We start from the raw sequence: 26203 nt of genomic DNA on the forward strand, positions 1-26203 counted from the left end.
TTCCTACAGCGCCTTGGTCAGTTCCGGCACGGCCGTGAACAGATCCGCTTCCAGTCCGTAGTCGGCGACGGAGAAAATCGGGGCCTCCGGGTCTTTGTTGATCGCCACGATCACCTTGGAATCCTTCATGCCCGCCAGATGCTGGATCGCGCCGGAAATCCCTGCTGCGATGTAAAGCTGCGGTGCCACGATCTTGCCGGTCTGGCCCACCTGCAGGTCGTTCGCAGCGTAGCCCGCGTCCACCGCAGCACGGCTCGCGCCAATGGCCGCGCCCAGCTTGTCGGCCAGTGGCGTCATGATCGCGATGAACTTCTCGCTGCTGCCCAGTGCTCTTCCGCCGGACACGATGATCTTGGCCGCAGTCAACTCCGGCCGGTCACTCTTGACGAGTTCGGCGCTCACGAAGGTGCTTTTGCTGCTGGCGGGTACGGTAGCGATCTGCTCGATGGCTGCACTGCCGCCGGTGGCCGCTGCCGGATCGAAGCCGGTGGTGCGCACGGTGATCACGTTCTTCTCGGTCAGGCTCTGCACTGTCGCAATGGCGTTGCCCGCGTAGATCGGGCGTTCGAAGGTGTCGGCGCCGTGGATCTTGGTCACCTCCGAGATCTGACCCGCATCCAGCACCGCTGCGACCCGAGGCGCGATGTTCTTCCCGCTGGCCGTCGCCGGAAACAGGATATGGCTGTAGTCGCCGGCCAGCGCCACAACTTGCGCGGCGACATTCTCGGCCAGGCCATGCGCGAAGGCCTCACTGTCGGCGCGGATCACCTTGGCCACGCCCACGATGCCTGCCGCGGCCTCGGCGGCATCGCTCGCGTTGTGCCCCGCGACGAGGATGTGCACATCGCTGCCGCAGGCGAGCGCCGCGGTCACGGTATTGAGGGTCGTCCCCTTGAGGCGGGCGTTGTCGTGCTCGGCAATGACGAGAGCGGTCATGTTTAGATCACCTTGGCTTCGGTCTTGAGTTTTTGCACCAGCGCGGCAACGTCGGGCACTTTGATACCAGCCGAGCGCTTCGCGGGTTCGGTGACCTTGAGGGTCGTCAGGTACGACGTGAGTGCGACGCCAAGGTCCTCGGGCTTCACGGTCTCGAGCGGCTTCTTCTTGGCCTTCATGATGTTGGGCAGCGTCACGTAGCGCGGCTCGTTCAGGCGAAGGTCGGTGGTGACGACGGCGGGCAAGCTGACCGAGATGGTTTCCAGGCCGCCGTCGACTTCGCGCGTGACCGTGGCCTTGCCTTCGGCGACTTCGACCTTGGAGGCGAAAGTGGCCTGCGGCAGGTCCGCCAGCGCGGCGAGCATCTGGCCGGTCTGATTGCAGTCATCGTCAATCGCCTGCTTGCCCAGAATCACAAGACCGGGCTGCTCTCTGTCCACCAGGGCCTTGAGCAGCTTGGCTACCGCCAGAGGCTGAAGCTCTTCGGTCGTTTCGACAAGGATGCCGCGATCCGCACCGATGGCCATGGCCGTGCGCAGCGTTTCCTCGCACCGCGCCGGCCCGCAGGAGACGGCAACGATCTCGGTAGCCGCACCCTTTTCCTTCAAGCGCACAGCCTCTTCGACCGCGATTTCGTCGAAGGGGTTCATGCTCATCTTCACGTTGGCGATGTCCACGCCCGTGTGGTCCGATTTCACCCGGACCTTCACGTTGTAGTCGACCACGCGTTTGACGGCGACAAGGATCTTCATGAAGCTCGCCTTTCCGTCAATCGAACTTGGCGCCGGACATTTCGATCCTCACCTTCTGGCGAGGCTTGTCCTTTGCGATGAAGGCGGCGAATTCTTCGGGCGTGCTTGCAGCCACCTCGAACGCGACGTCATCGATGTAGGTCTTTCTGAACGCCGGCTCCAGGAGAATCTTTCGCACCGATCCCGCGATGGCATTGACCACTTCGGCATTGGTGCCGCGCGGCGCGAACAGGCCCATGTTCAAGTTCGACTCGATGTCTGGATACCCGCTCTCGGTGAACGTCGGGACCGTGGGCAGCAGCTTGGCCCGCTGCGCGCCCGAGATGCCCAGCGCTTTCAGCTTGCCGGACCGCAGGAATGGCTCCACCGCGGAAGGGACACCGAACGCGACCTGCACCTGCGAAGCCAGCATGTCCTGGATGACCGGCGCCAGTCCCTTGTACGGCACGTGCGTCATCTTCAATCCGTAGGTCTTCTCGACGTAGGCCATGGAAAGGTGCGTGATGTTGCCGATACCCGCCGAGCCATAGTTGACGCGCTGCGGATTCGCACGCGCGTAGGCGATGAACTCGCGCATGTTCGAGGCTGGGAAGTCGCTCGGCACGAACAGCACAAGGTTCGCCAGTGCGAGGCGGGTGACGGGGACCATCGCATCCGGGTCGTAGGACAGCTTCTTATAGAGATACTGGTTCTGAGAAAAGGCCGAGTCGGTCGCCATCAGCAGGGTGTAGCCGTCGGGCGTTGCGTGAGAGAGCTCCGTAGCCCCGATGATCTCGTTGGCACCGGGCCTGTTGTCGACGATGGTGGCGACCTTCCACACGTCGTTGAGTCGGGCGCCCAAGCCACGCGTGATGATGTCGACCGGGCCGCCGGCAGAGTACGGCACGATGATGCGAACGGGCTTCGAAGGGAAGCTGTCCGCCGAGTGCGTAGGAAGAGAGAAAAACGAAACTGCCAGCGCGATAGCAAGGGAAATGAATTGCTTCATGACTGTTCCTTTGATTGATGAGATTGACTAATTCCAGAAGCGTTCGAACGAAGCTGCGCGACGCTCGGTAAACGCATCCAGCCCTTCTTGCCACTCGCTCTTCGGCACATCCTTTGGCGAGGAAAGCACCCTGTCCCATGCAATGGGCGCATGCGCGCGAAGGTTGGCCTTGACGGCCGCAAGGGCGCCGGGAGGCGATGTCTCCACGACGGCCCGCACGAGTTCCAGGGCTTCTTCGGCTACATCGCCAGAGGACACCAAGCGATTGACCAGGCCAAGGCTCAAAGCCTCAGCGGCCGGAATGCGCCTGCGGGAAAGGATCAGGTCCAGCGCCCGCCGCTGGCCCACCACGCGCGGCAGGAGCGCCAGCGCGGTGTTCGGAATCACACCGTGCCCAAGCTCGGGCATCGCAAACCACGCGGCGTCGCTCGCCACGGCCAGGTCGCAGGCGAGCACGAGCTCCATGCCGCCGCCGAGCGCGGGGCCTTGGATGGCGGCAATCACGGGACGATCAAGTTCCGAGAGCCGCTTGAACATCAGCGCCGGGTCTTCGCTCGGATCCTTGCCTTCCATCCAGCCATCGCGCAGATCGTCGATGTTCGCGCCAGCACAGAATGCGGGGCCATTCGCAGCCACGACGATGGCGCGGGCGCGCGCCTCCAGGCTGCGGTCCAGGCCTTGAAAGAAGCCGCGCACGATGTCACGCGACAACGCGTTGCGCCGGCCTGGGTCGTTCAGCGTGAGCAGCGCTGTGTGACCGCGCAACTCGAACAGGACCTTGTCGGTGGGCTTCATGCGCTTGCTCCTTCAGTCGCACCAGCAAGCAGATGTCTTCGCAGCTCAACCCCGATGGGGCAAGGCACGCCTGTCTTCGGGTTCACGATGACGCAGATTGCCTCTGCTGATGCATGGCAGCCTTCTCCGTTCGCAGCGAACAAACCCTGGGCGATACGTACTGAGGTCTTGCCAACGGCTACCACGGTGCTGCCGATGTCCACGTGTCCAGGAAAGTGAACCTCTTTGCGAAACTCGACCAGCAACCTCGCGATGGCAAGATTGCCGCCGTCCATCAACTCGCGAATCGCAGGGGGTGAGAAGATTTCCATGCGGGCCGCTTCGAAGAGCGTGGAAATCACCGCGTTGTTCACGTGGCGGAACTGGTCGGTGTCCGCGTTGCGCAGCTTCTCGTGCGTCCAGAAGCGGAAGTCGCCGCGCACCGGCGCAGCCATTCTTCGGGGCGCTTCTGTGATGGCCTGGGCAGTCATCTGCTGCTTCTCAGGCGTTCGAGGGATGCATGTGCGCCGTCGCCTCGTGCTCGACGCGCAGGTAGAGCGTTTCCGCCATCGGCTGGCGCATCTCCTCGAGGATGTGACCGACCAGGCCGACAGCGCGCGCTGACACCGCGAGGCCGCGGCAGATCTTCCATGGGATGCCCATCTCGGAGGCGACCGCCGCCATCGCGCCGGTCACGTTGACCGGAAGCGGGCGATTGGCCTGACGCGTGGCTTCGATGCCAAGCGCTTCCATGAGCCGCACATACGGGCCGTAGTACCCGGTCTCCTTCGCGACCTTGAAGAGCGCCGGCGTGCGCGGATCGATTGGCTTGTGGAACGGATGGCCAATGCCCGGCAAGATTTCCTTGCGAGCCCGATAACCCGTGACGATTTCACGGGCCTTGGCTTCCACGTCGATTTCATCGCCGCCCTTGCCGCCATCTGGCAGGGACTCCTGCAGCAGTCGGGCAGCGTTATCGAGCGAGCCCACGAATACCGAGCCCAGGCCAAGCAAGCCTGCCGCGACTGCGGCCTGCACCGACTCCGGTGCGCCGCAATAAGTCATGCGAGTGGCGAGCGACGAAGGCGTGATGCCATGCTCGACCAGGATCACCATCATCGCGTTGAACATGCGAAGTTCGCGCTCGTCTGGAAGTCGCGCGAACAGCTGCAGGAACGCCATCTGTCCGAAGTCCACCTTGCCGACGATCTCTTCGCACAGGTCCAGGCCGTGCACCACCACCTGGGTCGGGCTGGCCCATGCGATGTCCGATTTCACTTCACCATTTTTCATGGACGTCTTTCTATTGAGCTGTTGAGGAGGGCGAGGATTCGAGATGTGGCTTCGCCATCTCGCGCAGGACGTTCTTCAAAATCTTGACCCCGTTGGGCCCGCTCGATTGCGGGAACTCGTCGATCGGCACGATGCGCCGCGGGACCTTGAAGCCCGCGATGCCGCCCTTGCAGTAGGCGAGCAATTCCGACTCCGCAGCGGGCTGCGCCGACGGTCGCACAAAAGCCACGGCCACGTCTCCCTCGCCGTCCTGGTGGACGCCCACGACCTGCGCGGCCTCGACGCCGGGGTGGCTGCAGAGAAAGTCCTCGACCTCCGTGGGATCGACCAGGTAGCCCTTCAGGCGGAGGCTGTCCTTGAGCCGCGCGAGGTAGAAGAACTCGTTGCCCTTCGCATAGGCGAGATCGCCGGTCTTGAGCCAGCCGTCGGAAGTGAACGCATCGGCCGTGGAAGCGGCGTTGTTCAGGTAGCCCTTCATGACGTTGTAGCCACGCAGTTGCAGCTCGCCCTGCTCGCCGTCTTCCTTGGGCAGGCCGGTGCCCGGATCGACGATGCGAAAGCGCATCTCCGGCGAGATCGGCGTGCCGCCGGCCATACCGCGCTCGCGAGCGTCGCCGGTCGTGTCCCGAATGGCCATCAAGGCCAGGCATTCCGACATGCCGTAGATGCCGCTCAACCGCAGACCCCAACGGCCCCAGGCCCCATCGATGACTTTGGCGCCGAGGCCGGCGAACTCGGCGAAGCCGCCGCGGCGCCAGGTCGCAAATGAGTGGCCCTGCGCGCCGAAGACCATGTCGAACATGCCGTCGGATGCGTAGAAGTGCGTTACCCCGTGACGCTCGATGGCCGCCGCGGCGGCGTCCGCCTTGAAGACCGGAAGGAACACGCAGGTGCCTCCGGCCGCGAGCGCCGCCACGGCCGAGACGAAACCGAGCACGCCATACAGCGGCAGCGCGCAGAGCATCGCGTCGCCGGGACGGATCTCCGTCACCTGGCCTGCGTTGCGAGCATGCGCGGCGAGGCCGCCCTGGGTATGCACCGCCAATTTGGGCTTGCCCGTGGTGCCGGAGGTGCTGAAGGTGCACAGCGCATCGGCATCCCGGCCGGCAAATTCGCGATGCGGCTCGCAAGCCAGCCATTGGAAGCCGCCTTCCGCAGGCACCTCGATCACATGAGCGAGTGCGGTAAGCGAAGCCTGCATAGCCCGTCCTGCACCCGCGTAGTCGAAGTCCAGAAACTTCTCGGGAACGACGAGTACGCGCGCCGCGGCAGTGCCGACAATGTGCTGCGCCTCCGACAGCTTGAGCCGCGTGCTGACCGGAACCATCAGCACCCCGAGCTGCGCAGCGCCAAACAGCAGCTGCAGCCAGATCGCGCCATCGGGAATCCAGACGGCCACAGTGTCGCCGCGACGTAGCCCCAACTGCTGCAGGAACGTGGCGGCGCACTGCCCCGCCATCTTCAGTTCGGCCCGCGTGGCCGTCTGCCCGGCGGCGTGGAACGCGGGCAATTCCGTGGAGTGTTGGTCGAGAATGTCAAAGGCCATGACCGCTCCTCATCCAGCCAGCGCCGCGCGGGCAATCTGCAGGCGCTGCATCTCGGAGGTACCTTCGCCGATGCGGAAAGCGCGCGCGTCGCGGTAGAAGCGTTCGACGGGCAGTTCGCACATGTAGCCCATGGCGCCGAAAATCTGCAGCACCCGGTCGGTGACGCGGCAACCCATCTCGCTCGCATAGAGCTTGGCGCGCGATGCCGCGATGCGCGCCTGCGGGTCCTCCGTCTCGATGGCATCGGCCGCACTGCGGATCAAGAGGCGTGTGGCCTCCAACTCGACGTCGTTGTCCGCGATCATGAATTGGATCGCCTGGTGCTGCGACAGGCTCGCACCGAACGCCTTGCGCTCGACTGCGTATTCGCACGCCATCTGCTGCGCCCGGCTCGACAGCCCGAGCGAGCGGCTCGCCGACAGCAGGCGGTCCTGGTTAATCGACTGCATCATCCCGAGGAAGCCTTCATCGGGCGCGCCGAGCACGTCGGCATCGGGCACGAAGCACTCCTCGAGCGAGAAGCCGTTGAGGTGGTAGCCGCGCCACCCCATCTTTTTGTATCGGGTCATGCCGACCACGCCCGGATTGCCGCTGCGCACGATGAACGTTCCGAGCTTCGACTTCAATGGCGCGTCCGGATTCGTCACCGCCAGGACGATGATGTAGTCCGCGGTTTCGGCGTGGGAGATGAAGTGCTTGCTGCCCGTCAGTACCCAGCCGCCATCAACCTTCACTGCACGGGTCCGCAGTCCCCCGAGGTCAGAGCCGGCATTGGGCTCCGTCAACGCATAGGTGATGGTCTTCTTGCCGGAAAGAACGTCCGGCAGAAACGATTCACGTTGCGCGCTGCTGACCTGACTCAGCTGCAGAGGCAAATGCCCAAAAACCTCGCTGAGCGGAACGGACGTGTAGGTCAACTCCTCCAAGATGGCGACCTTTGCCGCGGCCGGTAATCCAGGCCCACCGACGCTGTCCGGCAAGTTGAACCCATATAAGCCCAATGCCGCGACCTCGCTTCGGAGCTGCGCGAGCAGATCGAGGCTAACATCATCATCGTTTTCGATCTGCTGCTCAAGCGGGACGAGACGCTGTCTCACGAATCGTCTAGCTGTCTCACGAATCAAGGAGAGTTCGGTGTCAGAGGTTTGTTCCATGGCTTTCTCGAAAACGATTTCGAAGAAGTTTAGGAGGTTTTTTCGAGGAATGCAAGAAGCTCGAATCAGGGGCGCCGCAATCCCGACTGCGCACGGCTGCGGGACCTGCGATTGCCCCCTTGGACCGCCGAGGGAGCTGCCGCCTGGGCAGGCCCGCGTCCTCGGAAAGTCAGGCGGCGTTGTGCAATGCGTAGTGGCTAACCACCATCGGGGCGGCAAGCCACGCCGACGACCCTGCCAGCCAGTTCGAAACATGCGCCGATTTCAAGTGCTGTTCGAATGCCGTTTAGTTTTATTCCTGCTCGAACCGGCTGGCGGCTATGAAACCTGCGCTCGCGTGCACGTCGAGAACAACGACTGTCCCGCATGTGAAGCACACAAGCAAATTCCGCCCCGACGCGGATCGCTATAGCCGAGCGGCGGCGCAAGGCTTAACAAGAGGAATCTCGCCCCATTGGTTCTTTGGTTAAGCCATCAGGGACGGTGAACGACCGCTCCCAGCGCGAACTTCTTTTTCCGTGTTCGCCGACGCGCTTTGCGCGGAAGCCCCATCCCCGACGCGGAACTAGCATCCGCTTCCGATCAGTGGCGTGCTTGTCTCAGACAACGATGCGCCGTCTCTGACTTTAATGCGCTGTCTCGGACATTAATGGCAAAGAACAACGATCCTGCGTTCGCGCTCGAAGTCATCAACGCAATCCTCGAAGACGGCGACCCGGCCGAGTTGCTGATCATGTTGCGGCAGAAGGCGCAAGCTTTGGGTGGGGTTCAGGCTGTTCCGAGCAGGCCCACCTGAACCCGACACAGCTTTATCGGACGCTTGCTCCGAAGGGGAATCCGGCGCTCAGCAGCTCGTCGGCCATTCTGAAGGCAATGGGGTTGCGGCTGGCAGTCCAGCCGCTGGCTGCGTCGGCACACGCCACCTGAGCGCGTCTTGTCGCCCCAAGGTGGACGGGGTCGGCGAACCGTCTTGGCAAAATCGCAGGCTGCCTCATTTCCTTCACGACGCGGAGAACACATTGACATCCCGACGGCCGCCGAATGCAGGCGCTTCCAAAAATGCGGCTGAGACACGGCCGGGACGAGGCGGCACCAAAATGACCCACGCATGCGAATCCACGAACTGAAACAACGACTGCGGGAAGCCGGTGCAGGCCCCAGCCACGAGCAGCGCATCCTGCGGCTGTGGTCCCACGCACTGCCCCGCAACAGCGGCCGACGCCTGCCGGCGAGCTTCTTTCCGTCGTCGCTGCTGGCGGCCCTGCCCGCCATCGAAGCGGAGCTTGCAGGCCTGGCGCGCATCCACGCGGTGCATCCCGGCGCCGATGGTTCCGAGCGGCTGCTGGTCGCGCTGGCGGACGGCCAGACGGTGGAGAGCGTGCTGCTGCCGCGGGATGGCCTGTGCGTCTCGTCGCAGGTGGGCTGCGCGGTCGAGTGCCAGTTCTGCATGACGGGGCGCGACGGGTTGCTGCGCCAGGTCGGCAGCGCCGAGATCATTGCGCAGGTCGCCCTCGCGCGCATGCGCCGGCCGGTGCGCAAGGTGGTGTTCATGGGCATGGGCGAACCGGCCCACAACCTGGACAACGTGATGGAGGCGATCGAGCTGCTCGGCACGGTGGGCAACATCGGCCACAAGAACCTGGTGTTCTCGACCGTGGGCGATCCGCGCGCGTTCGAAAGGCTGCAGCAGGCGCGTGTCAGGCCCGCGCTCGCGCTCTCCTTGCACACCACCAAGGCCGACCTGCGCAAGAAGCTGCTGCCGCGCGCGCCGAACATGACGCCCGAGGAACTGGTCGACGCAGGCGAGCGCTACGCCCGGACCACCGGCTACCCGATCCAGTACCAGTGGACGCTGCTGGAAGGCATCAATGACGGGCCGGAGGAGATCGAAGGCATCGTGAGGCTGCTCTCCGGCAAGTTCGGCGTGCTGAACATGATCCCCTTCAACGCCGTGGAGGGCGTGGCCTTCAGCCGCCCCTCGCTGGGGCGCTGCGAACAGATGGCGCGCACGCTGCACCAGCGCGGCATCCTGACCAAGCTGCGCCATTCGGCCGGGCAGGATGTCGACGGCGGCTGCGGCCAGCTGCGGGCGCGCGCGGCCGAAGCAAGGGTGGTGCCGATTCGCTTCGCTCAGCTGAGCGAGGCCACCCAATCCCAGACCTGAGCGGGGGCCTCGACCATCACGTTGTGGCCGTGCGGCCCGAGCTCGCGCGCATCGGGGTCGATCTCGCGGGTCTGCGCCGTCGTGACCAGCGCGTCGTGTTGCCCGCGGGCAAGGTGGACAGGGCAGCGCGCGAGCGCCGCCAGTTCGGGCACCGGCGGCTTGCCCACGGCATGGGCCCGGGGATCCATTGCAAGACGCCAGCCGTCGGCGTCGCGCGCGATGCCCCGCGCAACGACGGCTGCCGCCGCATCGGCGATGCCGGCCAGGCCGCAGACCTTGAGGTACCTGTCCCACGCTTCTTGTTCGGTGGCGAATTTCCTGGCGGGCTGTGACGCCAGCGCCTCCATGCGGCGCAGCTCGTCGTCGCTCCACGCGAGCTTGATGCCGGCCGCGAACACCCAGTGCGGCGCGACGCCGAACCAGCCCGTGGCCAGCGCGAGCGCGATCACTCCGCCGAGCGAATGCCCGAGCACCACGAAGCGGCCCTCGGGACGGATGTGCGGGAGCGCGGCGCGCGCCACGCTGGCGGCGTACTGGCCGATGGCATAGGAGTCCTGCCGGGCCGACTGGCCGTGGCCGGGCAGGTCGGGCACGAGCCAGCGGCCGCTCCAGCGGGCACCGGCCTCGGCGCACATGGGCGACCACACCGCGCCCGTCGCGCCCATTCCGTGCAGCAAGAGGAGCAGGTCCGGGCCTTCGCCGCCTTGTTCGATGTACATGTCCGTTGCCTCCGTCGCATCTGCGACGGCGCAAGAATACTTGCCTCTGCGGGCTTTGGGTGCAGCGCCGGATACCTTCGGCTACTCGAACGCGATCTCTGCAACAAGTGGCGAGTCGGGCTCCTTGCCCAGCGCATTGGCGAACGTACTGCCTTGGCGAAACCAATAGCGGCAGCCGGTTCGAGTGAGCATCGTGACGCACATCAAGCCGTCGGTCTGGACCACCCATGTTCCCGAGGCGCTGCCCGGTCCGCTCTTGTTGGCGAACTCGACACGGCCGTCAGGCCGAAAGATCCAGTGCGACACCATGCCCGTCGACCGGTTCCTCGACTCGATGCCCTTGTCGATGAGCACGCTCTCGATCTCGGCCTTGCCCAGGTAGACGCGTTCCTCGGCTGCGGTCACGTGGGCGATCGGTGGGAAGAGCGCCATCGCGCTGAAGAACATCGAGCAGAAGATTCGCACTTGCATGATTCGCTCCGATCGAGCACATGGGTACCTACGCGATGAGCTCCCCGAACCTGCGGCGAATGCCACCCATCCACGATAGGTGAAGCACGCAGCTTCTTCAGGACCGAACTGCGAAGATGTGGCGATGATTTCGCGAAGAGAAAAGCCTTCATGGCCTTCCGGAGCGAAGCAAACAGGAACAGAATCTCCGAGCGGTTCGCTGTGTTCAATGCCACTGCGGCAATCTCGAGAGATGCGTCCATGTACGAACGGCAACCACCAGCCAATGAGCGAGATCCGCTCGCATCCGCAAGCTTGCGGGGCCGAGCCGGAGTCGCAACAGCGGTTCAGTTCGCGGGCTTCGAGTTCGACTTCGAACGCGGCCAGCTTCGCCAGGGTGGCACGCTGATCCCGCTCAGCCCCAAGCCCGATGCGCTGCTGCGCTTCTTCCTCGCCAATCCCCAGCGCCTCATCGGCAAGACGGAGTTGATGGACAGCCTGTGGCCGGACGTGGTGGTCACGCACGACTCGCTCGTGCATTGCATCGGCGAACTGCGCAGCCGCCTGGGCGATCACGGCGCGACATTGATTGCGACATCGCCGCGGCGCGGCTACATGTTCGACGCCGAGGTGCTGCCCGTGCAGCTCGATCGCGCAGATCCACCCGCGCGCCGGCCGCAAGCAGCGGCGGCGCCGGTGCAGCGGAGCCGATGGCTCTCGGTCGTTGCCCCGCTGTGCGTCAGTGCGATTGGCATTGCCCTCGCGATCTACATGGCGTCGACACCCAGGCCGCGGCGCAGATCGCCGGGCAAGCTTCCATCACGCTGAGGCTTCACGGCGCACGGCGCACGGCGCACTTCAACCAGCGAATGCCGCCTCGGGCAAGCCCCGCGCATCCGGCAGCTGAATGGCGAACAACGAACCGGACAGCGGCGCGGTCGCCAGTTGCTCCTCGCTCAGGCGCAAGGAGGCACTCGTGACAAACAGCGTGTCCAGGTTGTCGCCCCCGAAGCAGCAGCTGGTGGGACGCGGAACCGGCACGCGCAGGCGCTGCATGAGCTGGCCTTCCGGCGAGAAGCGCGCGATCTGCCAGGCGTCCCAGAGGGCGATCCACAGGCAGCCCTGGTCGTCGACCGTCAGGCCGTCGGGCTTGCCGTCGGAGGCCGCGATGGTGATCAGCGGGCGCCGGTTGCCAACGGTTCCGCAGGCGAGGTCGAAGTCGTAGCGGTAGATGGTCTGGCGGTACGTGTCGGTGACGTACATGGTCTTGTTGTCGGGGCTCCAGCCAATGCCGTTGGGCACCGTGAACCCGGTGTCGACCTGCTTCCAGCTGCCGTTCGCCTCGACGCAGAACAGGTGGCCCCGGTTGGCCGCCGCGGCCATGTCCATCGAACCGACCCACAGCCGCCCGCGCCGGTCGCACTTGCCGTCGTTGTAGCGAACATTGGTGCGGCCCGCTTCGGGGTGGCAGAAGGCGGTCAGCCGCCGTGTGGAGAGATCGAGCGCCATGATCCCCCCTGGCGTTGCAACCAGCAGGCCGCCGCTGGCCTTGGGCACGACCAGGCTCGCCATGGTTCCGAGCGGCGTCTCGGTGTCCACGCCCGTCGCGGCGTCGTAGCGGTGCACCGAGGGCGTGAGGATGTCGACCCAGTAGAGCGCATTGTCGCGAGGCGACCACATCGGTCCTTCGCCCAGCAGCGAACGCACTTCGCTCACGCAGCGCACTTCGACGGACGAGGTGGTTTCGGGCGGCGACTGGGTGGCAATGGACATGGCCTTGCCCGCCGCGCTGTGGGTGATGCTGCGGGCGGCGCCCATCAGCGCGGACGACAGGGTGTGGGCGCGCGCCGCGTCCAGCCGGCTCGCATCGGTGCTGATGGCGACGGCACCGATCGGACGGCCCTCGTAGTCGAAGATCGGCGCGGCCACTGCCGCGCGATCCGGCGCGCGCTCGCCCTGCTCGATCGCATAGCCGCGTGCGCGCACCAGGTCGAATTCGGCATGCAGCTCGGTCGGCGTCACGATCGTGCGCGGCGTGAAGCGCTCCAGGTCGAGCGCCTGGATCAGCCGCCGCTGGCCCGAGGAATCGAGGTTCGCTGCAATCGCCTTGCCCGCCGCGGACGCATGCACCGGCAAGCGCTGCCCGACCGCGGAGCGTGCGCCCGACGCCTCGTCCCCCGGCTCGCTGGCCAGGATGACCACGCACCGGCCATCGAGCACCGTGAGTTCCACGGTCTCGCCCAGCGCATCGCGCAGCCGCGCGAGCTCGTCCTGGGCCGCGACGCGCAGATCGAACTCGCTCCATACGTCGTGTGCCAGCTCGAGCAGGCGCAGCCCGAGCTGGAAAGTCTTATCGTAGGCGTTGTGCCGCAGCAGCCCTTCGCGCACCAGCGTCGCGAGGATGCGGTGCAGCGTGGCCTTGGGCAGGTCGCAGGCGCGCAGCAGTTCGGTGAAGGTCATCGGCGTGCGGCGTGCCGACACGATGTTCAGCAGGTTCATCGCCTTTTCCAGCACGCCGAGACCTGGTGTCGACGGCCGCGCGGAATCGGATGCCTGGTCGTGCGTTTCAGCCGCCGGACGTTGGGATGTGCTGTCTCCCTTGGAGATCGCTCCGGTGGTGCGTGTCATGAATACGTGGGAAGGAGTTCCGAAGAGCGGAACATGGGCAGCCGAATTCTAGTTGGAGCCTTCCTGCAGGCCGGCGCCCGCGCGCCTCACTCGAGCTTGATGCCGCGGCTGCGCACCACGTCTCCCCACCGCGCGGTTTCGTTGCGGACGTACTCGCGCAGCTGCGATGGTGTCGAAGCCGACGGCGTCACGCCGAAGCTGGCGAAGCGCTCGCGCACGGCCGGCGTGTCCATGGCTTCGCGCAGCAGCTTCTCGAGCCGCGCCACGCCCGCCGCGGGCACCTTGCGGCCCGCAAAGAGTGCGGCCCAGCCGGAGATGACGAACTCCTGGCCGAGCGAGCGCAGCACCGGCACACCGGGCAGGCCCGCGAGGGGCTGCGCCGAGGTGACGGCCACCGCGCGCAGGCGGCCGGCCTGGACCAGCGGCAGCGCGACCGGAAGATTCATCACGCCCACGGAGACGGTGCCCGCCGCGACATCGGGGATCAGCACGCTGTCGCCCTTGTAGGGCACCGGCAGCAGGCGCGTGCCGAGCTTGCGGTTGAGCAGCTCGGTGGCCAGGTGAGAGAGCGTGCCGACGCCGCTGTTGCCGGCGCTCAGCTCGCCCGCGCGGCCGCGCGCCACGAGATCGTCGAGGCTGCGCACCGGCGAACCAGCGCCCACGGCCAGCACCAGCGGCTGCGTCGAGATCATGCCCACCGGCTGCAGGTCGCGCTGCACGTCGTAGCCGAGGTCGCTGCGCAGCGCCGGCAGGATGGTCATGGTGGTGCTGCCCATCAGCAGCATGTGGTCGTCATTGCTCGAGGCCACCATCGCGGTGCCGGTGATGCCGCCCGCACCCGGCCGGTTGTCGACCACCAGCGGCTGGCCGATGCGCGGCCCGATCAGCTCGGCCAGGATGCGCACGGACCCATTGCCCGCGCCGCCCGGCGCGAAGGGAACGATCACGGTGAGGGGCCGCGTGGGCCACGCCTCCTGCGCGCGGGCAGGCACGGGCCAGAGCGACGGCGCCGCCGAGGCGGCCAGCAGGCCGAGCATGGCGCGGCGCGGAAGCGGGAAAGCAGTTGCCGAAGCTCGCATGGCGCGGTCCCGGGTCCGGCGGCTCATTCGGCCTTGATGCCCGCGTCGGCTGCGAGCTTCTTGTAGAAGGCCGCTTCATCGCGCAGGCTCTTCGCGAACTCCGCGGGACTCGAGCCCACGCGCACCACGCCGCGCTCGCGCAGCTTGGCTTCGGTGTCGGGCAGGCGCAGGAACGCCTGGATCTCGGCCGCGAGCTTGTCGACGATGGCGGGCGGCGTGCCGGCCGGCGCCATGACGCCGTGCCAGGGATTCATCTCGAAGCCCTTCACGGACTCGGCGATGGGCGGCAGCTCGGGCGCGAAGAACACCCGCTGCGCCGTCGAGACGCCCAGCGCGCGCAGCTTGCCCGATTGCACCTGCGGCCAGGAGGTGGCGGCCGCATCCATGGCGGCATCGACCTGTCCGCCGAGCAGGTCGGTCAGCATGGGCGCCGAGCCCTTGTAGCCGACATGGACCATCGAGGTGCCGGTTTTCTGCAGGAAGAGTTCCATGCCCACGTGCAGCGCCGAGCCTGCGCCGGAAGAGCCATAGCTGAGCTGCCCCGGGTGCGCCTTGAGGTACGCGAGGAACTCGGGCAGCGTGCGCGCCGGCACCTTCTGCGGATTCACCACCAGGATCAGCGGCGTGATGCCCACCATGGTGACCGCGGCGAAGTCCTTCACCGGATCGTAGGGGAAGGCCTCGGGCCGCACGGCGGGGTTGATGGCGTTGGCCGCGACATTGCCCATGCCGATGGTGTAGCCGTCCGGCGCGGCCTTGGCAACCACCGCCATCCCCACGCTCGAACCGGCGCCGGGCTTGTTGTCGACCACCACGGCCTGGCCCCACGCGGTCTGCAGGTGCGTGGCGATCATGCGGGCCATGGCGTCGGCGGCGCCGCCGGCCGGCACCGGCACGATGAACTTGATCGGCTTGGACGGATACGCAGCCGCCGGCGCAGACTGCGCCTGCGCGCCGCCGAAGGCGGGAAGCAGCGCGCAGGCAAGCGCGAGACGCAGGACGAATCTCTTGTCTTTGTGGAACACCATCTTTGTCTCCTTGAACTCGATCAGCGAATTGATGGCAATGACGCCGTTCATGCCATGTACTTCGCGAGGCCAGCCTGGAGGGCGACGCGCCATTGCCCTCGCGTGGTCGCCCCGTCGCTCGCGCGGCGCGTGTCCACCCCGGCGATGCCAAGCGCGGTTTCGTAGCGGCTGCACAGGTCGTCGTCACCCAGCAAGATGACGCTGCGCTGCGGATGCCGCGCGGTCGCGCTCGCGATCTCCAGGCCGATCAGGATGCCCGAGAGATAGTCCGGCAGGCCCTCCGGATCGATGTCGCCCATGAGCCCGGCGGTGCGCGCCGCAAACACCACGTGCAATGCGTTGCCATGCTGTGCCAGGCCCAGCCGGACGCCGGCATCGAAGGTCTCGGGCCGCGCCGTGCCGAACGCCATGAGCCGGCCGAGGATGCCGTGCTTCGTCAGCAGGCCATAGAACTCGCCGGTCATGAAGGTCTCGAAGCGCTCGACCTTGCCCTCCTCGCCCAGCCAGGCCCATTTGCTGTGCGTGCCGGGCAGCACGCAGCAGTCGCCGGCCGCAAGGCCTGCGCCCCAGAGCTGGGTTTCCTCGCCGCGCATCACGTCGTGCACGCCGTCGATGCCGATGCAACGGATGCCGGGCACGATGTGCAGCACCGCACCGGGCCTGACCTCCACCCGCACCAGCTGCGCCGCGGCGGCCGGCAGCCCGGCCGGACAGGCGACATAGGGCGCCTCCTGCCAGCCCTGGCGGCTGCCGATCATGCCGCTCGCAATCAGCGGCACCGCATGCGCGTCGATCCAGTCGCCGCACAGCGCCAGCAGTGCCTCGGCGAAACGCCGGTCGGGCACGGCCATTACGCCGCCGGGTGCGCTGCGGGCTTCGAGGAGGCCGCCATGCGCATCGAGCAGGCTCGCGCGCAGGTTGGAAGTGCCCCAGTCGATGGCGATCAATGACGCCTTCATTGCGCAGCGCCTTTCTTTCTGAGGAACTGCCAGACTTCCGGGGCGGGCTCGATGCCCAGGCCCGGGCCCTCGGGCAGATGGAAGGCCCCGGCGTCGCAGCGCATCGCAGTCCGCACGTACTTCAGGTTGCGGTCGAAGACCGAGTGCTGGTATTCGTGCATCGGCGCATTGGGCAGCGCGGCCGTGGCGTGCAGGCTCGCGGCCTGGTAGATGCCCAGGCCGATGCTGGCGTGCGGGATCACCTTCATGTGGAACGCATGGGCCATGCGGCCGATCTGCATGAACTGGCTGATGCCGGTGTGCCCCATCTCGGGCTGCACGATCGACATTGCGCGCCGCTCCAGGCGAGGGCGGTATTCGAAGACCGTGCGCCACTCCTCCCCCAGCGCGAGCGGCACGCGCACGCTCGCGCCCACATGGGCCTGGCCCTCGATGTCCTCGGGCTGGCAGGGGGCCTCGACGAAGTAGGGCCTGTAGGGCGCGAGCTGGTCGATGAGCTGCACCGCTTCCTGCGCGGTGAACTTCCAGTGCAGGTCGACCATCAGCCTGACGCCGTCGCCCAGGCCTTCGCGCAGCGTCCGCATCTCGGCCACGATGCCATCGAAGGAAACGGCCGCGTGGTACTTGAAGGCATCGAAGCCCTTGGCGACGAAGCCGCGCGCGAGCTCGAGCCGGGCCGCGAGGGTCGCGCCCGGAAGGCCGGACACGTAGGCCGGCACGGTCTGGAGCCGCTGGCCGCCGAGCAGCTTGACCACGGGCTGGCCCACCAGCTTTCCGAAGAGGTCCCACACCGCGATGTCGACACCCGCGATGGCATCGACGTAGAAGCCCCCGAAGAAGCCGCGCACGCGCATCAGGTCGTAGAGGTCTTCCTGGATCACCACCGCGTCGCGCGGATCGCGGCCCACGATCACCGGCCCGATCACGTCGTCGATGATGCTCGTGACCGCGTCGGGCGCGACGATGCCGTAGGTCTCGCCCCAGCCGACGGTGCCGTCGTCGGCGGTGATCCTGATCAGCACCGACATGTCGGTCGACGGATAGATCGCGCGATTGCCGCTGCGCACGAGGTAGCCGCGCTCGTTGATCTTCTCGCCGGGCCCCAGGGGTCCGAGGTAGGGCGTGTCGCGCGGCAGCGAGACGATGAAGCTCTCGACCTGCGCGATCTTCGCGAAGCCGGTCATGGCAGCCGGTCCTGCGGCAGCAGCAGGTCCGCGATGTCCGCCAGGAAGGCGTCGACATCCGCCATGTCCTGCGCGTCGAGCAGCGGGCCCGGCATGCGCTGGCGCGTGTCGGCGATGAGGCCGCGCTTCTTGAGCACGTACTTCGTCAGCGACCAGCGGAACACCGCCTGCACGTTCAGCACCGGCAGCATGCGCGTGAAGAGCGCGCGGACCCGGTCGGCGTCGCCCGCGCGGTGCGCCTTGAAGAGCGTGGTGTGCACCTCCGCCAGCTCGATCGCGGGCATGGTGCCGGCCGCGCCGCGGCGCAGTTCGTCGGTGATGTAGCGCCCGCCCGCGCCGCCGAAGACGCCCAGCAGGCTGGCCGGCGCCTTGTCGCGCAGCACCGAAAGGCGCTGCCCGCTCGGCAGCGTTTCCTCCTTGACATACCGGATCGACGGAACCGCCGCGAGGATTTCGAGCACCACCTCGGGGTCCAGCCCCGCACCTACCGGCGGCGGCACGTTCTGCAGCATCAGCGCAGTCCCCTCGGCGGCCCGCGCGACCTCGCTGAAATAGGCGATCTGCTCGGCCGCGCCTTTGCGGTCCGGCGGCACCGCCACCATCAACGCGGCCGCGCCGCGTGCGCTTGCCTCCGCCGCGAGGCGAACGGTCGTCGCGGTGTCGCCGCTCGAAACGCCCGCGATCACCGGAACGCGGCCAGCCACCTCGGCCAGCACGACGCCCAGCAGCGATTGCCGTTCGTCGGGGGTCAGCTGGCCCACCTCGCTGGCGACACCCGGGTAGGTCATGCCATCGACGCCGCACCGGATCAGATATTCGGCCAGCCTGCGCAGCGAATCCGCGTCGGGCCGCCCCTGGGCATCGAAGGGCGTGGGAAGAACAGGGAAGACACCTGTCAATGAAGGACGCTCGGCCATGAAAGTTTTGCGATTAGTTCCAATGAATGGAAATTATCTTTCTGGCTGCTTTCTTGGCGATCTGGTGCAAACCCTTAACCACCGGAATCCGGCAGACGAGCGCCCGCCCTCGGCACCGCTCGACCGCGCAGGGAATTTGCCGTTCTTTTCCATTTAATGGAAAATTTTGACGAGCACATAATTGTGTCCTGATGAAACCATCCCGCGTTGCCCTTGGCCGGTGGACCGCAACGCTGTGGCTCGCCCTGCCCTTGGCCCTGCTGCCCTGTGCGAGCACCGCCGGCGCACCGGCCACGGATGCGGCGCCGCAGCAGGGCGGCGCGGTCCAGATCACGCGGGCCGAACTGCTGTCCGTTCCCGGCACGGGCTATTCGGCTCCGCCGCGGCGCATCGAGGACGCCGGCCTGCCGCGCGAGGGATGGCAGACGGTCGACCTGCCGCGCACGGCCGCGCGCGAGCTGGTGCCCACGCCGGCCGGCAGTGTGCGCACCGTCACCGACTGGTACCGCATCGACCTGTCCGGGCTGGCGCCACCGGCGCGGCAGCCGCTGCTCCTGTACCTGCCGCGCTGGAAGACCCTGGGCCGCATCGCGGTGTACGGCGATGGCGTGCTGCTCTACCAGTCGCAGGGCAGCGCGGTGCACAACGGCTACAACCATCCGCTGCTGTTGCCGCTGAATGCGGCGGCGAACACGCCGTCCCCGGCGTCGGTGCTGATCCGCGTCGACCGCCTGCCCAGCAGCGGGAGCGGGTTCTCCACCGTGTGGGTGGGCGGCGAGGGTTCGCTGAGCTGGCGCTACCTGCTGCGCCAGCTGCTGCAGGTGCAGCTGCCGTTCATGGGCAGCGCGGCCTTCCTGGCGGTGGGTGCCTTTGCCTTCGCGGTGTGGCTGGGCAAGCGGCGCGAATCGCTCTACCTGCTGTTCTTCGCCATTTCGGCAATGGCCTTCCTGCGCATGCTGCACTACTTCGTGAGCGGCGACTACCTGCTGGTCTCGGACGAGTGGTTCGAATGGATCACCGTGGCTTCGCTGCTCTGGCTGATCATCCTCATCCACCTGTTCCTGCAGCGCCTGCACCAGCAGCCCTCGCGCTGGCTCACGCGCTTGTCGGTGGGGCTGGCGCTGGCCTGCAGCATGGCGACGCTGCCCCATGTGTCCAGGGCGATACCCAGCCTCTACCTCTTCACGCCGCTGCTCAACCTGGCGGTGCTGCCCGTCACGGTGCTGATCTTCGCGGTGAACCTGCGCAAGGCGCTGCGCGCCAAGTTTCCCGAGGGGCGGCTGGTGGCGGGCTGGGCCGTGCTGGCGCTGGCCTTCACTTCCTACGACGGGCTGCTGCAGAACAACTTGGTAAGCCCGGAGAGCGTGTACACCTCGCCCTACGCCATCATCAGCCTGTTCTTCATCTTCTCGTACATCATGTTCCAGCGCTACACGGGCGCCTTCGCCGAAGTGGCCCGGCTGAACAAGGGCCTTGCCCAGCGCCTGCAGGCGCGCGAGGCCGAGCTGGAGCAAAGCTACCAGCGGCTGCGCGTGATCGAGAACGAGCAGATGCTCGGCGCCGAGCGCCGGCGCCTGATGCAGGACATGCACGACGGGCTCGGCTCGTCGCTGATCAGCGCGATCCGGTCGGTGGAGCAAGGCGCCATGAGCGGCACCGAGATCTCGGGCGTGCTCAAGGGCTGCATGGACGACCTGAAGCTGGCCATCGATTCGATGGAGAGCGTGGACGCCGACCTGCTGCTGTTGCTGGCCACCCTGCGCTTTCGCCTGGCGCCGCGCATCGAGAGCGCCGGCGTCGCGCTGCGCTGGGAAGTGCAGCCGGTACCCGCGCTGTCCTGGCTGGACCCGGGCGGCGCACTGCACATCCTGCGCATCATGCAGGAGTGCGTGGCCAACGTGCTGCGCCACACGCGGGCCACCATCATCCGCTTCAGCACGGCGACGGACGGCCATGGCGTCTGCGTGGTGATCGAGGACAACGGCGCGGGCTTTGCCGTGGAGGAAGCCCTGCGCCGAAGCGGCCGCGGGCTGCGCAACCAGCAGCGGCGCGCCCTGGCCATCGGCGGCACGGTGCGCTGGGAATCGGGCAGCGGCGGGACGCGCTTCACGCTCTGGCTGCCCCTGCACCATGGGGAGGGTGCCGACAGCAAGACCATGAGCGCCGCCTGAGATTGCCTGTTGCTAGGATGCCGCCATGTCCACGACCCCCGCCAGCTACGAGGTTCGGCAGCTCTCGGCCGACGACGGTCCGCTGATGACCGAGCTTCTCGCGGTTTTCGGCAAAGCCTTCGACGAACCGGCCGCCTACGCCGCCAGCCGCCCTCGGCCTGCGTACCTGCGGCAGTTGCTGGGCAGCGACTATTTCATCGCGCTGGCGGCGCGCGAGGGGTCGCAGGTCATCGGCGGCCTCGCGGCCTACGAGCTGAAAAAGTTCGAGCAGGAACGCAGCGAGATCTACATCTACGACCTCGCCGTTGCCGCCGGGCACAGGCGCCGGGGCGTGGCGACCGCGTTGATCCGCGAGCTCCAGCGCATCGGCGCCGAACGCGGGGCCTATGTGATCTTCGTGCAGGCCGATCCGCCCGATGCGCCGGCCGTCGCGCTGTACACGAAGCTGGGCGTGCGCGAAGACGTGCTGCATTTCGACATTCCGGTGCCGCCGGTGCAACCCGTGCAGGCGTCCTGAAATTCGATGGCCCTCACGCGCGACAACTGGCCGAGCCGCACCGCCGTGCAGGCCTCGCTGGCAGCCCGGTTCACCCTGCCGCCCCTGCCCCCGCCGATCCAGGACTGGTTCGCATGGTGCCGCCGCATGGGGAGCCAGTCCCTTGTGCTGGAGGCGCCGAGCTGGCGCGAAGATGGAGGCGGCGTGCTCACGGGCTCGGGCGCCGTCGACGCGCCCGGCCTGCTGGCCGACATGGAAGGCTACCGCTTCATCCTGGACCGGAAGGCGAGCACGCCCGAGCATCTGGTATGGAGCGACGCCGTGGATGCGGGCCTGTGGCAGCCGCACTGGGTGGTCCTGCAGAACGCCGATGGCGACCCGCTGATCGGCGACATCAGCCAGCCCGAGGTGCCGGTGCTGTGGGACTGGCACGGGAGCGGCCGCTGGTCTCCGCAGCCGCTGTTCCCGAATCTCCAGATGCTGATGGCGCACATCCGGGTGCATGTGCCGCCTTCGCTGCCAGGCGACCATGTGCCCGTGGTCTTCCACACGGTGCACCTGACGGACCTGGGCAACGAACCCCTGCGGGTCCTGGCGGTGCTCAAGGCACATCCGGACTACAAGCATCTCGCGGGCGCAAGCCTGCTGAAGCTCAAGCATCAGCTGCCGTTGCCGCTGCTGGACGACAGCGTCAGCGTTGCCCGGAAGGACGATCTTGTCCACCGCTTCGAGGCGCTGGGCGCGCGAGTGACGGTGGTCGAAAGGGTCTGCCAGCGCACCGAGGAAAATTCATAGCCTTCATCGATGAAGAGGGCTCGGCCTCACGTGACACGAGTTCGGGGCTTTCTACCCGGCAGCGGAAGCGCCCGCCACGCGGTCCAGTGCTTCCATCGCATCGGCCGGCAGTTCCAGCTTTGCCGCCGCCAGGTTCTCGCGCAGGTGCGCGACCGACGAGGTGCCGGGGATCAGCAGGATGTTGGGCGAGCGGCGCAGCAGCCATGCCAGCGCCACCTGCATCGGCGTGGCGCCCAGGCGCTGCGCCACGTCGGAGAGCCCCGAAGACTGCAGCGGGCTGAAGCCGCCAAGGGGAAAGAACGGAACGTAGGGAATGCCGTCGCGCGCCAGCGCATCGATCAGCGCATCGTCGTTGCGGTGCACGAGGTTGTAGTGGTTCTGCACGCAGGCGATGCGGCAGATGCGGCGGCCTTCGGCCACCTGGGCCGGCGTCGCGTTGCTCAGGCCGACATGGCGCACGAGGCCCTGGCGCTGCAAGTCGGCCAGCGCCGCGAGCGGCGCCTCGATCGAGCCCTCGGCCGGGCCGTGCACGTCGAACATGAGGCGCAGGTTCACCACCTCCAGCACCTCCAGGCCCAGGTGGCGCAGGTTATCGTGCACCGCCTGCGCGAGCTCCGCGGGCGAGAACGCCGGCAGCCAGCCGCCGGTGCCGTCGCGGCGCGCGCCGATCTTGGTGACGATGACAAGGTCCTTCGGATAGGGCGCGAGGGCCTCGCGGATGACCTGGTTGGTGACGTGCGGGCCGTAGAAGTCGCTGGTGTCGATGTGGTCGACGCCATTCGCGACCGCTTCGCGCAGCACGGCCACGGCCGCCTCGCGGTCCCTGGGCGGGCCGAACACGCCGGCACCGGCGAGCTGCATCGCGCCGTAGCCGAGCCGATGGACGGCGCGGTCGCCGAGGGTGAAGGTGCCGGGGGTCTGCGTGCTGGACATGGTGTCTTTCCTGAGGCGCTGAAGTGGGGGAACGAGGTCGTGAAGCCCAGTCTAGGCAGCGCCTCGCTGCTTGATAACCCACCATAATCGGCACAGCCTGTGCGGAATTCCAGACAATGAACGTCGACCTCGGGGATCTGAACGCCTTCGTGGCGGTGGCGGGAGCCAAGGGCTTTCGCGACGGCGCACGCCTGAGCGGCACGAGCGCATCGGCCCTGAGCGAGGCGGTGCGCCGGCTGGAGACCGAGCTCGGCGTGCGGCTGCTCCACCGCACGACGCGCAGCGTGCGGCCCACCGAAGCCGGAGAACGCCTGCTCGAGCGGCTGAGGCCCGCGCTGGCTGAAGTCGGTGCGGCGCTGGACGTGGTGAACGGCTTTCGCGACCGGCCCACCGGCACGCTCAAGCTCAACGTGCCGATCAGCGCCGCGCGGCTCGTGCTGCCGTCGATCGTGCCGGGTTTTCTTGCGGCCTATCCCGACATCTCGCTCGAGGTGATTGCCGAGGATGGTTTTGTCGATGTGCTGGCCGCCGGCTGCGATGCCGGCATCCGCTACGACGAGCGGCTCGAGCAAGACATGGTCGCGGTGCCGATCGGCCCGCGGCTGCAGCGCTTCGCGGTCGCGGCCGCCCCGGCGTATCTCGATCGGCACGGCCGTCCGCAGCATCCGCGCGAGCTGCTCGGCCATGCCTGCCTGCGCGGGCGCTTTGCCAGCGGGTCGATGCCTCCATGGGAGTTCGAACGCGACGGCGAAAGCCTGCGCATCGACGTGACGGGGCAGCTGATCGTGCGGATCGGCGCGGCGGCCGATCTCACGGTCGATGCGGCCATCGCCGGTGCCGGCGTGGTCTACCTGTTCGAGGACTGGCTGCGGCCGCATTTCGAAAGCGGCGCGCTCGAGCCGATCCTGGAGCCCTGGTGGCTGCGCTTCCCGGGGCCGTTCCTCTACTATCCGGGCCGCCGGTTGCTGCCGGCGCCGCTGCGGGCGTTCGTGGATTTCATACGAAATGGTTCGTGAATCGTGGCGCGTTCAGAAAACGCATGGGCTATCGCTTCGGTGTATTGGGCACAGTGACCTTGAACGGCACCTCGAGCACAACGAGGCTCTCCACCGGCCTCCCCATGCGCCGCGCCGCCCTGCAGCGCGCCTGTGCCACCGCAGCCCTGGCCGCTTTGTCGAACATACGCGATCTCTTCACGTTCGCCCCAGCGTGCCGATCCGCAGGTCGTAACGCGCGTGGCCAGTCGCGAGGGCCGCGCGGCCAGCGCAACCGCAACCGCAGCCGCAACGGTGTCAGCCAACAAGCCGCTCGATGCCGCAACGGTCCGCCGCGCAAGAAGATGCCGGGGGGCATTGGTCTTGAATCAATACCACCATTCAATGAACTTCTGACTCACGACATAGCTGCCCATCGACCCGCTCCGCTTGACTTCTCGCCCGTCATCCCGCCGCCTGCGCAGGCAGTTCAATTTCATATGCTCGGGCGATACGGGCTACCAATTCTGCGACGGCGACGTTGCGAGCTGCAGCGTTTTCGGATCGATGGACGCATCGGTCCCGATCAACCCCGAGGCCCCGGCCTTGTTGTCCACGACGACGCTCCACCCCGCCGTTCCGGTCAGTTTCTGGGCCACCAGCCGCGCAACAAAATCGGAACCGCCTCCGGGCCATCGCAGCGGATTTAAGTTCTGTTGTTCCGTCCGATACGCTTATAAATTGTTTGTCCAGCAGACCTGAGATCCCGCTCTCGCTGTGAGGTAGCTGCATCCCTTTCAGCCATTAACACATCGGGCCCGCTGGAATATTGGCCAGTTCAGATAGGAACTTGTCATAGTCTGCTCGCTTCACCGGATCGCTTAGTTCTTCGAATGCCTTGAGGAACTGGGACTCCGTTCTGCCGCGAATGTAGGCGATCAATCGATAGACTCCTTTGCGCGGCACCTTTGCCAAAGCGCTTTGGAACGCAGCTTCGATTGCGGCGTTGGGCGCATCTCGCGGCACGCTTAAAAGGCAATAGTGGTCGCAATACTGAAACTGCATACAGTTCCTTTTCGGACATTGATCCGGGGCGTCTCAATCAATCGCTTTACCCATCTCTTCCACTACTTTTTTCGCATCCCCAAAGACCATCATGGTCTTGTCCATGTAGAAGAGCTCGTTGTCCAGGCCGGCATAGCCCGCCGCCATGGAGCGCTTGTTCACGATCACCGTCTTGGCCTTGTAGGCCTCCAGGATGGGCATGCCGTAGATCGGGCTGCCCTTTTGCAGCGCGGCCGGGTTCACCACGTCGTTGGCGCCCAGGATGATCGCCACGTCCGCCTGGCCGAACTCGCCGTTGATGTCTTCCATCTCGAACACCTGGTCGTAGGGCACCTCGGCCTCGGCCAGCAGCACATTCATGTGGCCCGGCATGCGCCCGGCCACCGGGTGGATCGCGTACTTCACGGTGATGCCCTTGTGCGTGAGCTTCTCGGCGAGTTCCTTCACCGCATGCTGCGCGCGCGCCACCGCCAGGCCGTAGCCCGGCACGATCACCACCGTCTCGGCGTTGCCCAGCACGAAGGCCGCGTCGTCGGCGCTGCCGCTCTTGACCGGCCGCTGCTCCTTGGCGCCGCCGGCGGCGCTGACCGCCTCGCCGCCGAAGCCGCCCAGGATCACGTTGAAGAACGAGCGGTTCATGGCCTTGCACATGATGTAGCTCAGGATCGCGCCCGACGAGCCCACCAGCGAACCGGCCACGATCAGCATCGCGTTGTTCAAGGAGAAGCCGATGCCCGCGGCCGCCCAGCCCGAGTAGCTGTTGAGCATCGACACCACCACCGGCATGTCGGCACCGCCGATCGGGATGATGATGAGCACGCCCATCACGAAGGCCAGCGCCAGCATCGCGAAGAAGGCCGGCCAGCTTTCGGTGAAGACGAACACCAGCCCCAGGCCGATCATGGCCAGGCCGAGCACCAGGTTGAGCATGTGCTGGCCCTTGAACTGCACCGGCGCACCCTGGAACAGGCGGAACTTGTAGGTGCCCGAGAGCTTGCCGAAGGCGATCACCGAGCCGCTGAAGGTGATGGCGCCGATGGCCGCGCCCAGGAACAGCTCGAGCCGGTTGCCGGCGGGAATGGGCGCGCCCTTGGCGATGCCTTCGAGCATGGCCGCGGGTTCGACCACGGCCGCGACCGCGATGAACACCGCCGCCAGGCCGATCATGCTGTGGAAGAAGGCCACCAGCTCGGGCAT

Annotated in this window: 25 protein-coding genes and 1 pseudogene; 7 read left to right on the top strand and 19 right to left on the bottom strand. The window is 66.7% G+C overall.

Annotation, left to right across the window (positions count from 1 at the left end; all coding sequences use genetic code 11):
- Positions 1-3 precede the first annotated feature (3 nt).
- The 8 genes from AC1DMS_RS29550 to AC1DMS_RS29585 are packed head-to-tail and all read right to left on the bottom strand — an operon-like array spanning position 4 to position 7444.
- On the bottom strand, positions 4-936 hold the full coding sequence (locus AC1DMS_RS29550; RefSeq protein WP_018905796.1) for an electron transfer flavoprotein subunit alpha/FixB family protein: 933 nt from the start codon (positions 934-936) through the stop codon (positions 4-6).
- Positions 937-938: 2 nt separating this feature from the next.
- Entirely contained in the window at positions 939-1688 is a 750-nt protein-coding gene (locus tag AC1DMS_RS29555; RefSeq protein ID WP_018905795.1) for an electron transfer flavoprotein subunit beta/FixA family protein, read from the bottom strand.
- Positions 1689-1704: 16 nt separating this feature from the next.
- A complete protein-coding gene (locus AC1DMS_RS29560; RefSeq protein ID WP_018905794.1) occupies positions 1705-2676 on the bottom strand; it encodes a Bug family tripartite tricarboxylate transporter substrate binding protein in 972 nt (323 codons plus the stop codon).
- Positions 2677-2703: 27 nt separating this feature from the next.
- On the bottom strand, positions 2704-3471 hold the full coding sequence (locus AC1DMS_RS29565) for an enoyl-CoA hydratase/isomerase family protein (RefSeq protein ID WP_018905793.1): 768 nt from the start codon (positions 3469-3471) through the stop codon (positions 2704-2706).
- Positions 3468-3941 carry an acyl-CoA thioesterase gene (locus tag AC1DMS_RS29570; protein WP_018905792.1) on the bottom strand — a complete coding sequence of 158 codons (474 nt, stop codon included), beginning with the start codon at positions 3939-3941 and terminating at the stop codon, positions 3468-3470. Before AC1DMS_RS29570 ends, AC1DMS_RS29565 begins: the two co-directional genes overlap by 4 nt.
- A 10-nt stretch (positions 3942-3951) precedes the next feature.
- A complete protein-coding gene (locus tag AC1DMS_RS29575) occupies positions 3952-4743 on the bottom strand; it encodes a citryl-CoA lyase (RefSeq protein WP_026284151.1) in 792 nt (263 codons plus the stop codon).
- Positions 4744-4753: 10 nt separating this feature from the next.
- Complete coding sequence (locus tag AC1DMS_RS29580) at positions 4754-6289, bottom strand: AMP-binding protein (protein ID WP_436046310.1); 1536 nt, start codon at positions 6287-6289, stop codon at positions 4754-4756.
- A 9-nt stretch (positions 6290-6298) separates the two neighbouring features.
- Positions 6299-7444: an acyl-CoA dehydrogenase family protein gene (locus AC1DMS_RS29585; RefSeq protein ID WP_026284150.1), complete on the bottom strand. Its 1146-nt coding sequence runs from the start codon at positions 7442-7444 to the stop codon at positions 6299-6301.
- 649 nt (positions 7445-8093) lie between these two features.
- Between AC1DMS_RS29585 and AC1DMS_RS29590 the strand changes: the two are divergent.
- Positions 8094-8371: pseudogene (locus AC1DMS_RS29590) on the top strand (helix-turn-helix domain-containing transcriptional regulator).
- Positions 8372-8552: 181 nt separating this feature from the next.
- Positions 8553-9608 (top strand): RNA methyltransferase, encoded by a 1056-nt coding sequence (locus AC1DMS_RS29595; RefSeq protein WP_018905788.1) that lies wholly within the window; start codon positions 8553-8555, stop codon positions 9606-9608.
- Here the strand turns inward: AC1DMS_RS29595 and AC1DMS_RS29600 are convergent.
- Together AC1DMS_RS29600 and AC1DMS_RS29605 are read right to left on the bottom strand one after the other, a co-directional pair.
- Positions 9575-10327 carry an alpha/beta fold hydrolase gene (locus AC1DMS_RS29600; RefSeq protein WP_018905787.1) on the bottom strand — a complete coding sequence of 251 codons (753 nt, stop codon included), beginning with the start codon at positions 10325-10327 and terminating at the stop codon, positions 9575-9577. The genes AC1DMS_RS29595 and AC1DMS_RS29600 overlap by 34 nt on opposite strands.
- An 81-nt stretch (positions 10328-10408) precedes the next feature.
- A complete protein-coding gene (locus AC1DMS_RS29605; RefSeq protein WP_018905786.1) occupies positions 10409-10798 on the bottom strand; it encodes a hypothetical protein in 390 nt (129 codons plus the stop codon).
- A gap of 240 nt (positions 10799-11038) precedes the next feature.
- Here AC1DMS_RS29605 and AC1DMS_RS29610 point away from each other — a divergent pair, with 240 nt between their 5' ends.
- Complete coding sequence (locus AC1DMS_RS29610; RefSeq protein WP_026284149.1) at positions 11039-11605, top strand: winged helix-turn-helix domain-containing protein; 567 nt, start codon at positions 11039-11041, stop codon at positions 11603-11605.
- A 30-nt stretch (positions 11606-11635) separates the two neighbouring features.
- Here AC1DMS_RS29610 and AC1DMS_RS29615 read toward each other — a convergent pair whose 3' ends face one another.
- The 6 genes from AC1DMS_RS29615 to AC1DMS_RS29640 all read right to left on the bottom strand — a co-directional run bounded on the left by AC1DMS_RS29615 (position 11636) and on the right by AC1DMS_RS29640 (position 18554).
- Positions 11636-13276, bottom strand: a complete 1641-nt coding sequence (locus tag AC1DMS_RS29615) for an SMP-30/gluconolactonase/LRE family protein (RefSeq protein WP_018905784.1) — start codon at positions 13274-13276, stop codon at positions 11636-11638.
- A 215-nt stretch (positions 13277-13491) separates the two neighbouring features.
- Positions 13492-14484: a tripartite tricarboxylate transporter substrate binding protein gene (locus AC1DMS_RS29620; protein WP_041945812.1), complete on the bottom strand. Its 993-nt coding sequence runs from the start codon at positions 14482-14484 to the stop codon at positions 13492-13494.
- Positions 14485-14507: 23 nt separating this feature from the next.
- On the bottom strand, positions 14508-15563 hold the full coding sequence (locus AC1DMS_RS29625; RefSeq protein WP_015866059.1) for a tripartite tricarboxylate transporter substrate binding protein: 1056 nt from the start codon (positions 15561-15563) through the stop codon (positions 14508-14510).
- Positions 15560-16471, bottom strand: a complete 912-nt coding sequence (locus tag AC1DMS_RS29630) for a 2-dehydro-3-deoxygalactonokinase (RefSeq protein ID WP_478182082.1) — start codon at positions 16469-16471, stop codon at positions 15560-15562. Before AC1DMS_RS29630 ends, AC1DMS_RS29625 begins: the two co-directional genes overlap by 4 nt.
- Positions 16468-17655, bottom strand: coding sequence for a mandelate racemase/muconate lactonizing enzyme family protein (locus AC1DMS_RS29635; RefSeq protein WP_015866061.1), 1188 nt, complete (start codon positions 17653-17655; stop codon positions 16468-16470). The genes AC1DMS_RS29630 and AC1DMS_RS29635 overlap by 4 nt, the downstream gene beginning before the upstream one ends.
- A complete protein-coding gene (locus tag AC1DMS_RS29640; protein WP_478155202.1) occupies positions 17652-18554 on the bottom strand; it encodes a dihydrodipicolinate synthase family protein in 903 nt (300 codons plus the stop codon). Before AC1DMS_RS29640 ends, AC1DMS_RS29635 begins: the two co-directional genes overlap by 4 nt.
- A gap of 209 nt (positions 18555-18763) precedes the next feature.
- Between AC1DMS_RS29640 and AC1DMS_RS29645 the strand changes: the two genes are divergently transcribed.
- From AC1DMS_RS29645 to AC1DMS_RS29655, 3 genes are read left to right on the top strand one after another with little or no spacing between them, the layout of a single operon-like run.
- Positions 18764-20743 (top strand): sensor histidine kinase, encoded by a 1980-nt coding sequence (locus AC1DMS_RS29645; RefSeq protein ID WP_015866063.1) that lies wholly within the window; start codon positions 18764-18766, stop codon positions 20741-20743.
- A gap of 25 nt (positions 20744-20768) precedes the next feature.
- On the top strand, positions 20769-21260 hold the full coding sequence (locus AC1DMS_RS29650) for an AAC(3)-I family aminoglycoside N-acetyltransferase (protein ID WP_015866064.1): 492 nt from the start codon (positions 20769-20771) through the stop codon (positions 21258-21260).
- Positions 21261-21266: 6 nt separating this feature from the next.
- Positions 21267-22034, top strand: coding sequence for a hypothetical protein (locus AC1DMS_RS29655; RefSeq protein ID WP_015866065.1), 768 nt, complete (start codon positions 21267-21269; stop codon positions 22032-22034).
- 51 nt (positions 22035-22085) lie between these two features.
- Here the strand turns inward: AC1DMS_RS29655 and AC1DMS_RS29660 are convergent, their stop codons facing one another.
- The gene (locus AC1DMS_RS29660) at positions 22086-22967 is read right to left on the bottom strand and encodes an aldo/keto reductase family oxidoreductase (RefSeq protein ID WP_015866066.1); all 882 of its coding nucleotides are present in this window, start codon (positions 22965-22967) and stop codon (positions 22086-22088) included.
- A 116-nt stretch (positions 22968-23083) separates the two neighbouring features.
- Between AC1DMS_RS29660 and AC1DMS_RS29665 the strand changes: the two genes are divergently transcribed.
- Positions 23084-23983: a LysR family transcriptional regulator gene (locus AC1DMS_RS29665; protein ID WP_015866067.1), complete on the top strand. Its 900-nt coding sequence runs from the start codon at positions 23084-23086 to the stop codon at positions 23981-23983.
- 762 nt (positions 23984-24745) lie between these two features.
- Here the strand turns inward: AC1DMS_RS29665 and AC1DMS_RS29670 are convergent.
- Together AC1DMS_RS29670 and AC1DMS_RS29675 are read right to left on the bottom strand one after the other, a co-directional pair.
- Entirely contained in the window at positions 24746-25006 is a 261-nt protein-coding gene (locus tag AC1DMS_RS29670; RefSeq protein WP_015866069.1) for a heat shock protein DnaJ domain protein, read from the bottom strand.
- 33 nt (positions 25007-25039) lie between these two features.
- Positions 25040-26203, bottom strand: a 1164-nt coding sequence (locus AC1DMS_RS29675; protein ID WP_478182083.1) for an NAD(P)(+) transhydrogenase (Re/Si-specific) subunit beta, incomplete at its 5' end; no start/stop codon positions are given.

It is taken from the genome of Variovorax sp. 05T418 (assembly GCF_056396385.1).

Bases quoted from the DNA above. Each gene is read 5' to 3' on its own strand.
- AC1DMS_RS29550 (WP_018905796.1), bottom strand. From the start codon at position 936: ATGACCGCTCTCGTCATTGCCGAGCACGACAACGCCCGCCTCAAGGGG.
- AC1DMS_RS29555 (WP_018905795.1), bottom strand. From the start codon at position 1,688: ATGAAGATCCTTGTCGCCGTCAAACGCGTGGTCGACTACAACGTGAAG.
- AC1DMS_RS29560 (WP_018905794.1), bottom strand. From the start codon at position 2,676: ATGAAGCAATTCATTTCCCTTGCTATCGCGCTGGCAGTTTCGTTTTTC.
- AC1DMS_RS29565 (WP_018905793.1), bottom strand. From the start codon at position 3,471: ATGAAGCCCACCGACAAGGTCCTGTTCGAGTTGCGCGGTCACACAGCG.
- AC1DMS_RS29570 (WP_018905792.1), bottom strand. From the start codon at position 3,941: ATGACTGCCCAGGCCATCACAGAAGCGCCCCGAAGAATGGCTGCGCCG.
- AC1DMS_RS29575 (WP_026284151.1), bottom strand. From the start codon at position 4,743: ATGAAAAATGGTGAAGTGAAATCGGACATCGCATGGGCCAGCCCGACC.
- AC1DMS_RS29580 (WP_436046310.1), bottom strand. From the start codon at position 6,289: ATGGCCTTTGACATTCTCGACCAACACTCCACGGAATTGCCCGCGTTC.
- AC1DMS_RS29585 (WP_026284150.1), bottom strand. From the start codon at position 7,444: ATGGAACAAACCTCTGACACCGAACTCTCCTTGATTCGTGAGACAGCT.
- AC1DMS_RS29595 (WP_018905788.1), top strand. From the start codon at position 8,553: ATGCGAATCCACGAACTGAAACAACGACTGCGGGAAGCCGGTGCAGGC.
- AC1DMS_RS29600 (WP_018905787.1), bottom strand. From the start codon at position 10,327: ATGTACATCGAACAAGGCGGCGAAGGCCCGGACCTGCTCCTCTTGCTG.
- AC1DMS_RS29605 (WP_018905786.1), bottom strand. From the start codon at position 10,798: ATGCAAGTGCGAATCTTCTGCTCGATGTTCTTCAGCGCGATGGCGCTC.
- AC1DMS_RS29610 (WP_026284149.1), top strand. From the start codon at position 11,039: ATGTACGAACGGCAACCACCAGCCAATGAGCGAGATCCGCTCGCATCC.
- AC1DMS_RS29615 (WP_018905784.1), bottom strand. From the start codon at position 13,276: ATGAACCTGCTGAACATCGTGTCGGCACGCCGCACGCCGATGACCTTC.
- AC1DMS_RS29620 (WP_041945812.1), bottom strand. From the start codon at position 14,484: ATGCGAGCTTCGGCAACTGCTTTCCCGCTTCCGCGCCGCGCCATGCTC.
- AC1DMS_RS29625 (WP_015866059.1), bottom strand. From the start codon at position 15,563: ATGAACGGCGTCATTGCCATCAATTCGCTGATCGAGTTCAAGGAGACA.
- AC1DMS_RS29630 (WP_478182082.1), bottom strand. From the start codon at position 16,471: ATGAAGGCGTCATTGATCGCCATCGACTGGGGCACTTCCAACCTGCGC.
- AC1DMS_RS29635 (WP_015866061.1), bottom strand. From the start codon at position 17,655: ATGACCGGCTTCGCGAAGATCGCGCAGGTCGAGAGCTTCATCGTCTCG.
- AC1DMS_RS29645 (WP_015866063.1), top strand. From the start codon at position 18,764: ATGAAACCATCCCGCGTTGCCCTTGGCCGGTGGACCGCAACGCTGTGG.
- AC1DMS_RS29650 (WP_015866064.1), top strand. From the start codon at position 20,769: ATGTCCACGACCCCCGCCAGCTACGAGGTTCGGCAGCTCTCGGCCGAC.
- AC1DMS_RS29655 (WP_015866065.1), top strand. From the start codon at position 21,267: ATGGCCCTCACGCGCGACAACTGGCCGAGCCGCACCGCCGTGCAGGCC.
- AC1DMS_RS29660 (WP_015866066.1), bottom strand. From the start codon at position 22,967: ATGTCCAGCACGCAGACCCCCGGCACCTTCACCCTCGGCGACCGCGCC.
- AC1DMS_RS29665 (WP_015866067.1), top strand. From the start codon at position 23,084: ATGAACGTCGACCTCGGGGATCTGAACGCCTTCGTGGCGGTGGCGGGA.
- AC1DMS_RS29670 (WP_015866069.1), bottom strand. From the start codon at position 25,006: ATGCAGTTTCAGTATTGCGACCACTATTGCCTTTTAAGCGTGCCGCGA.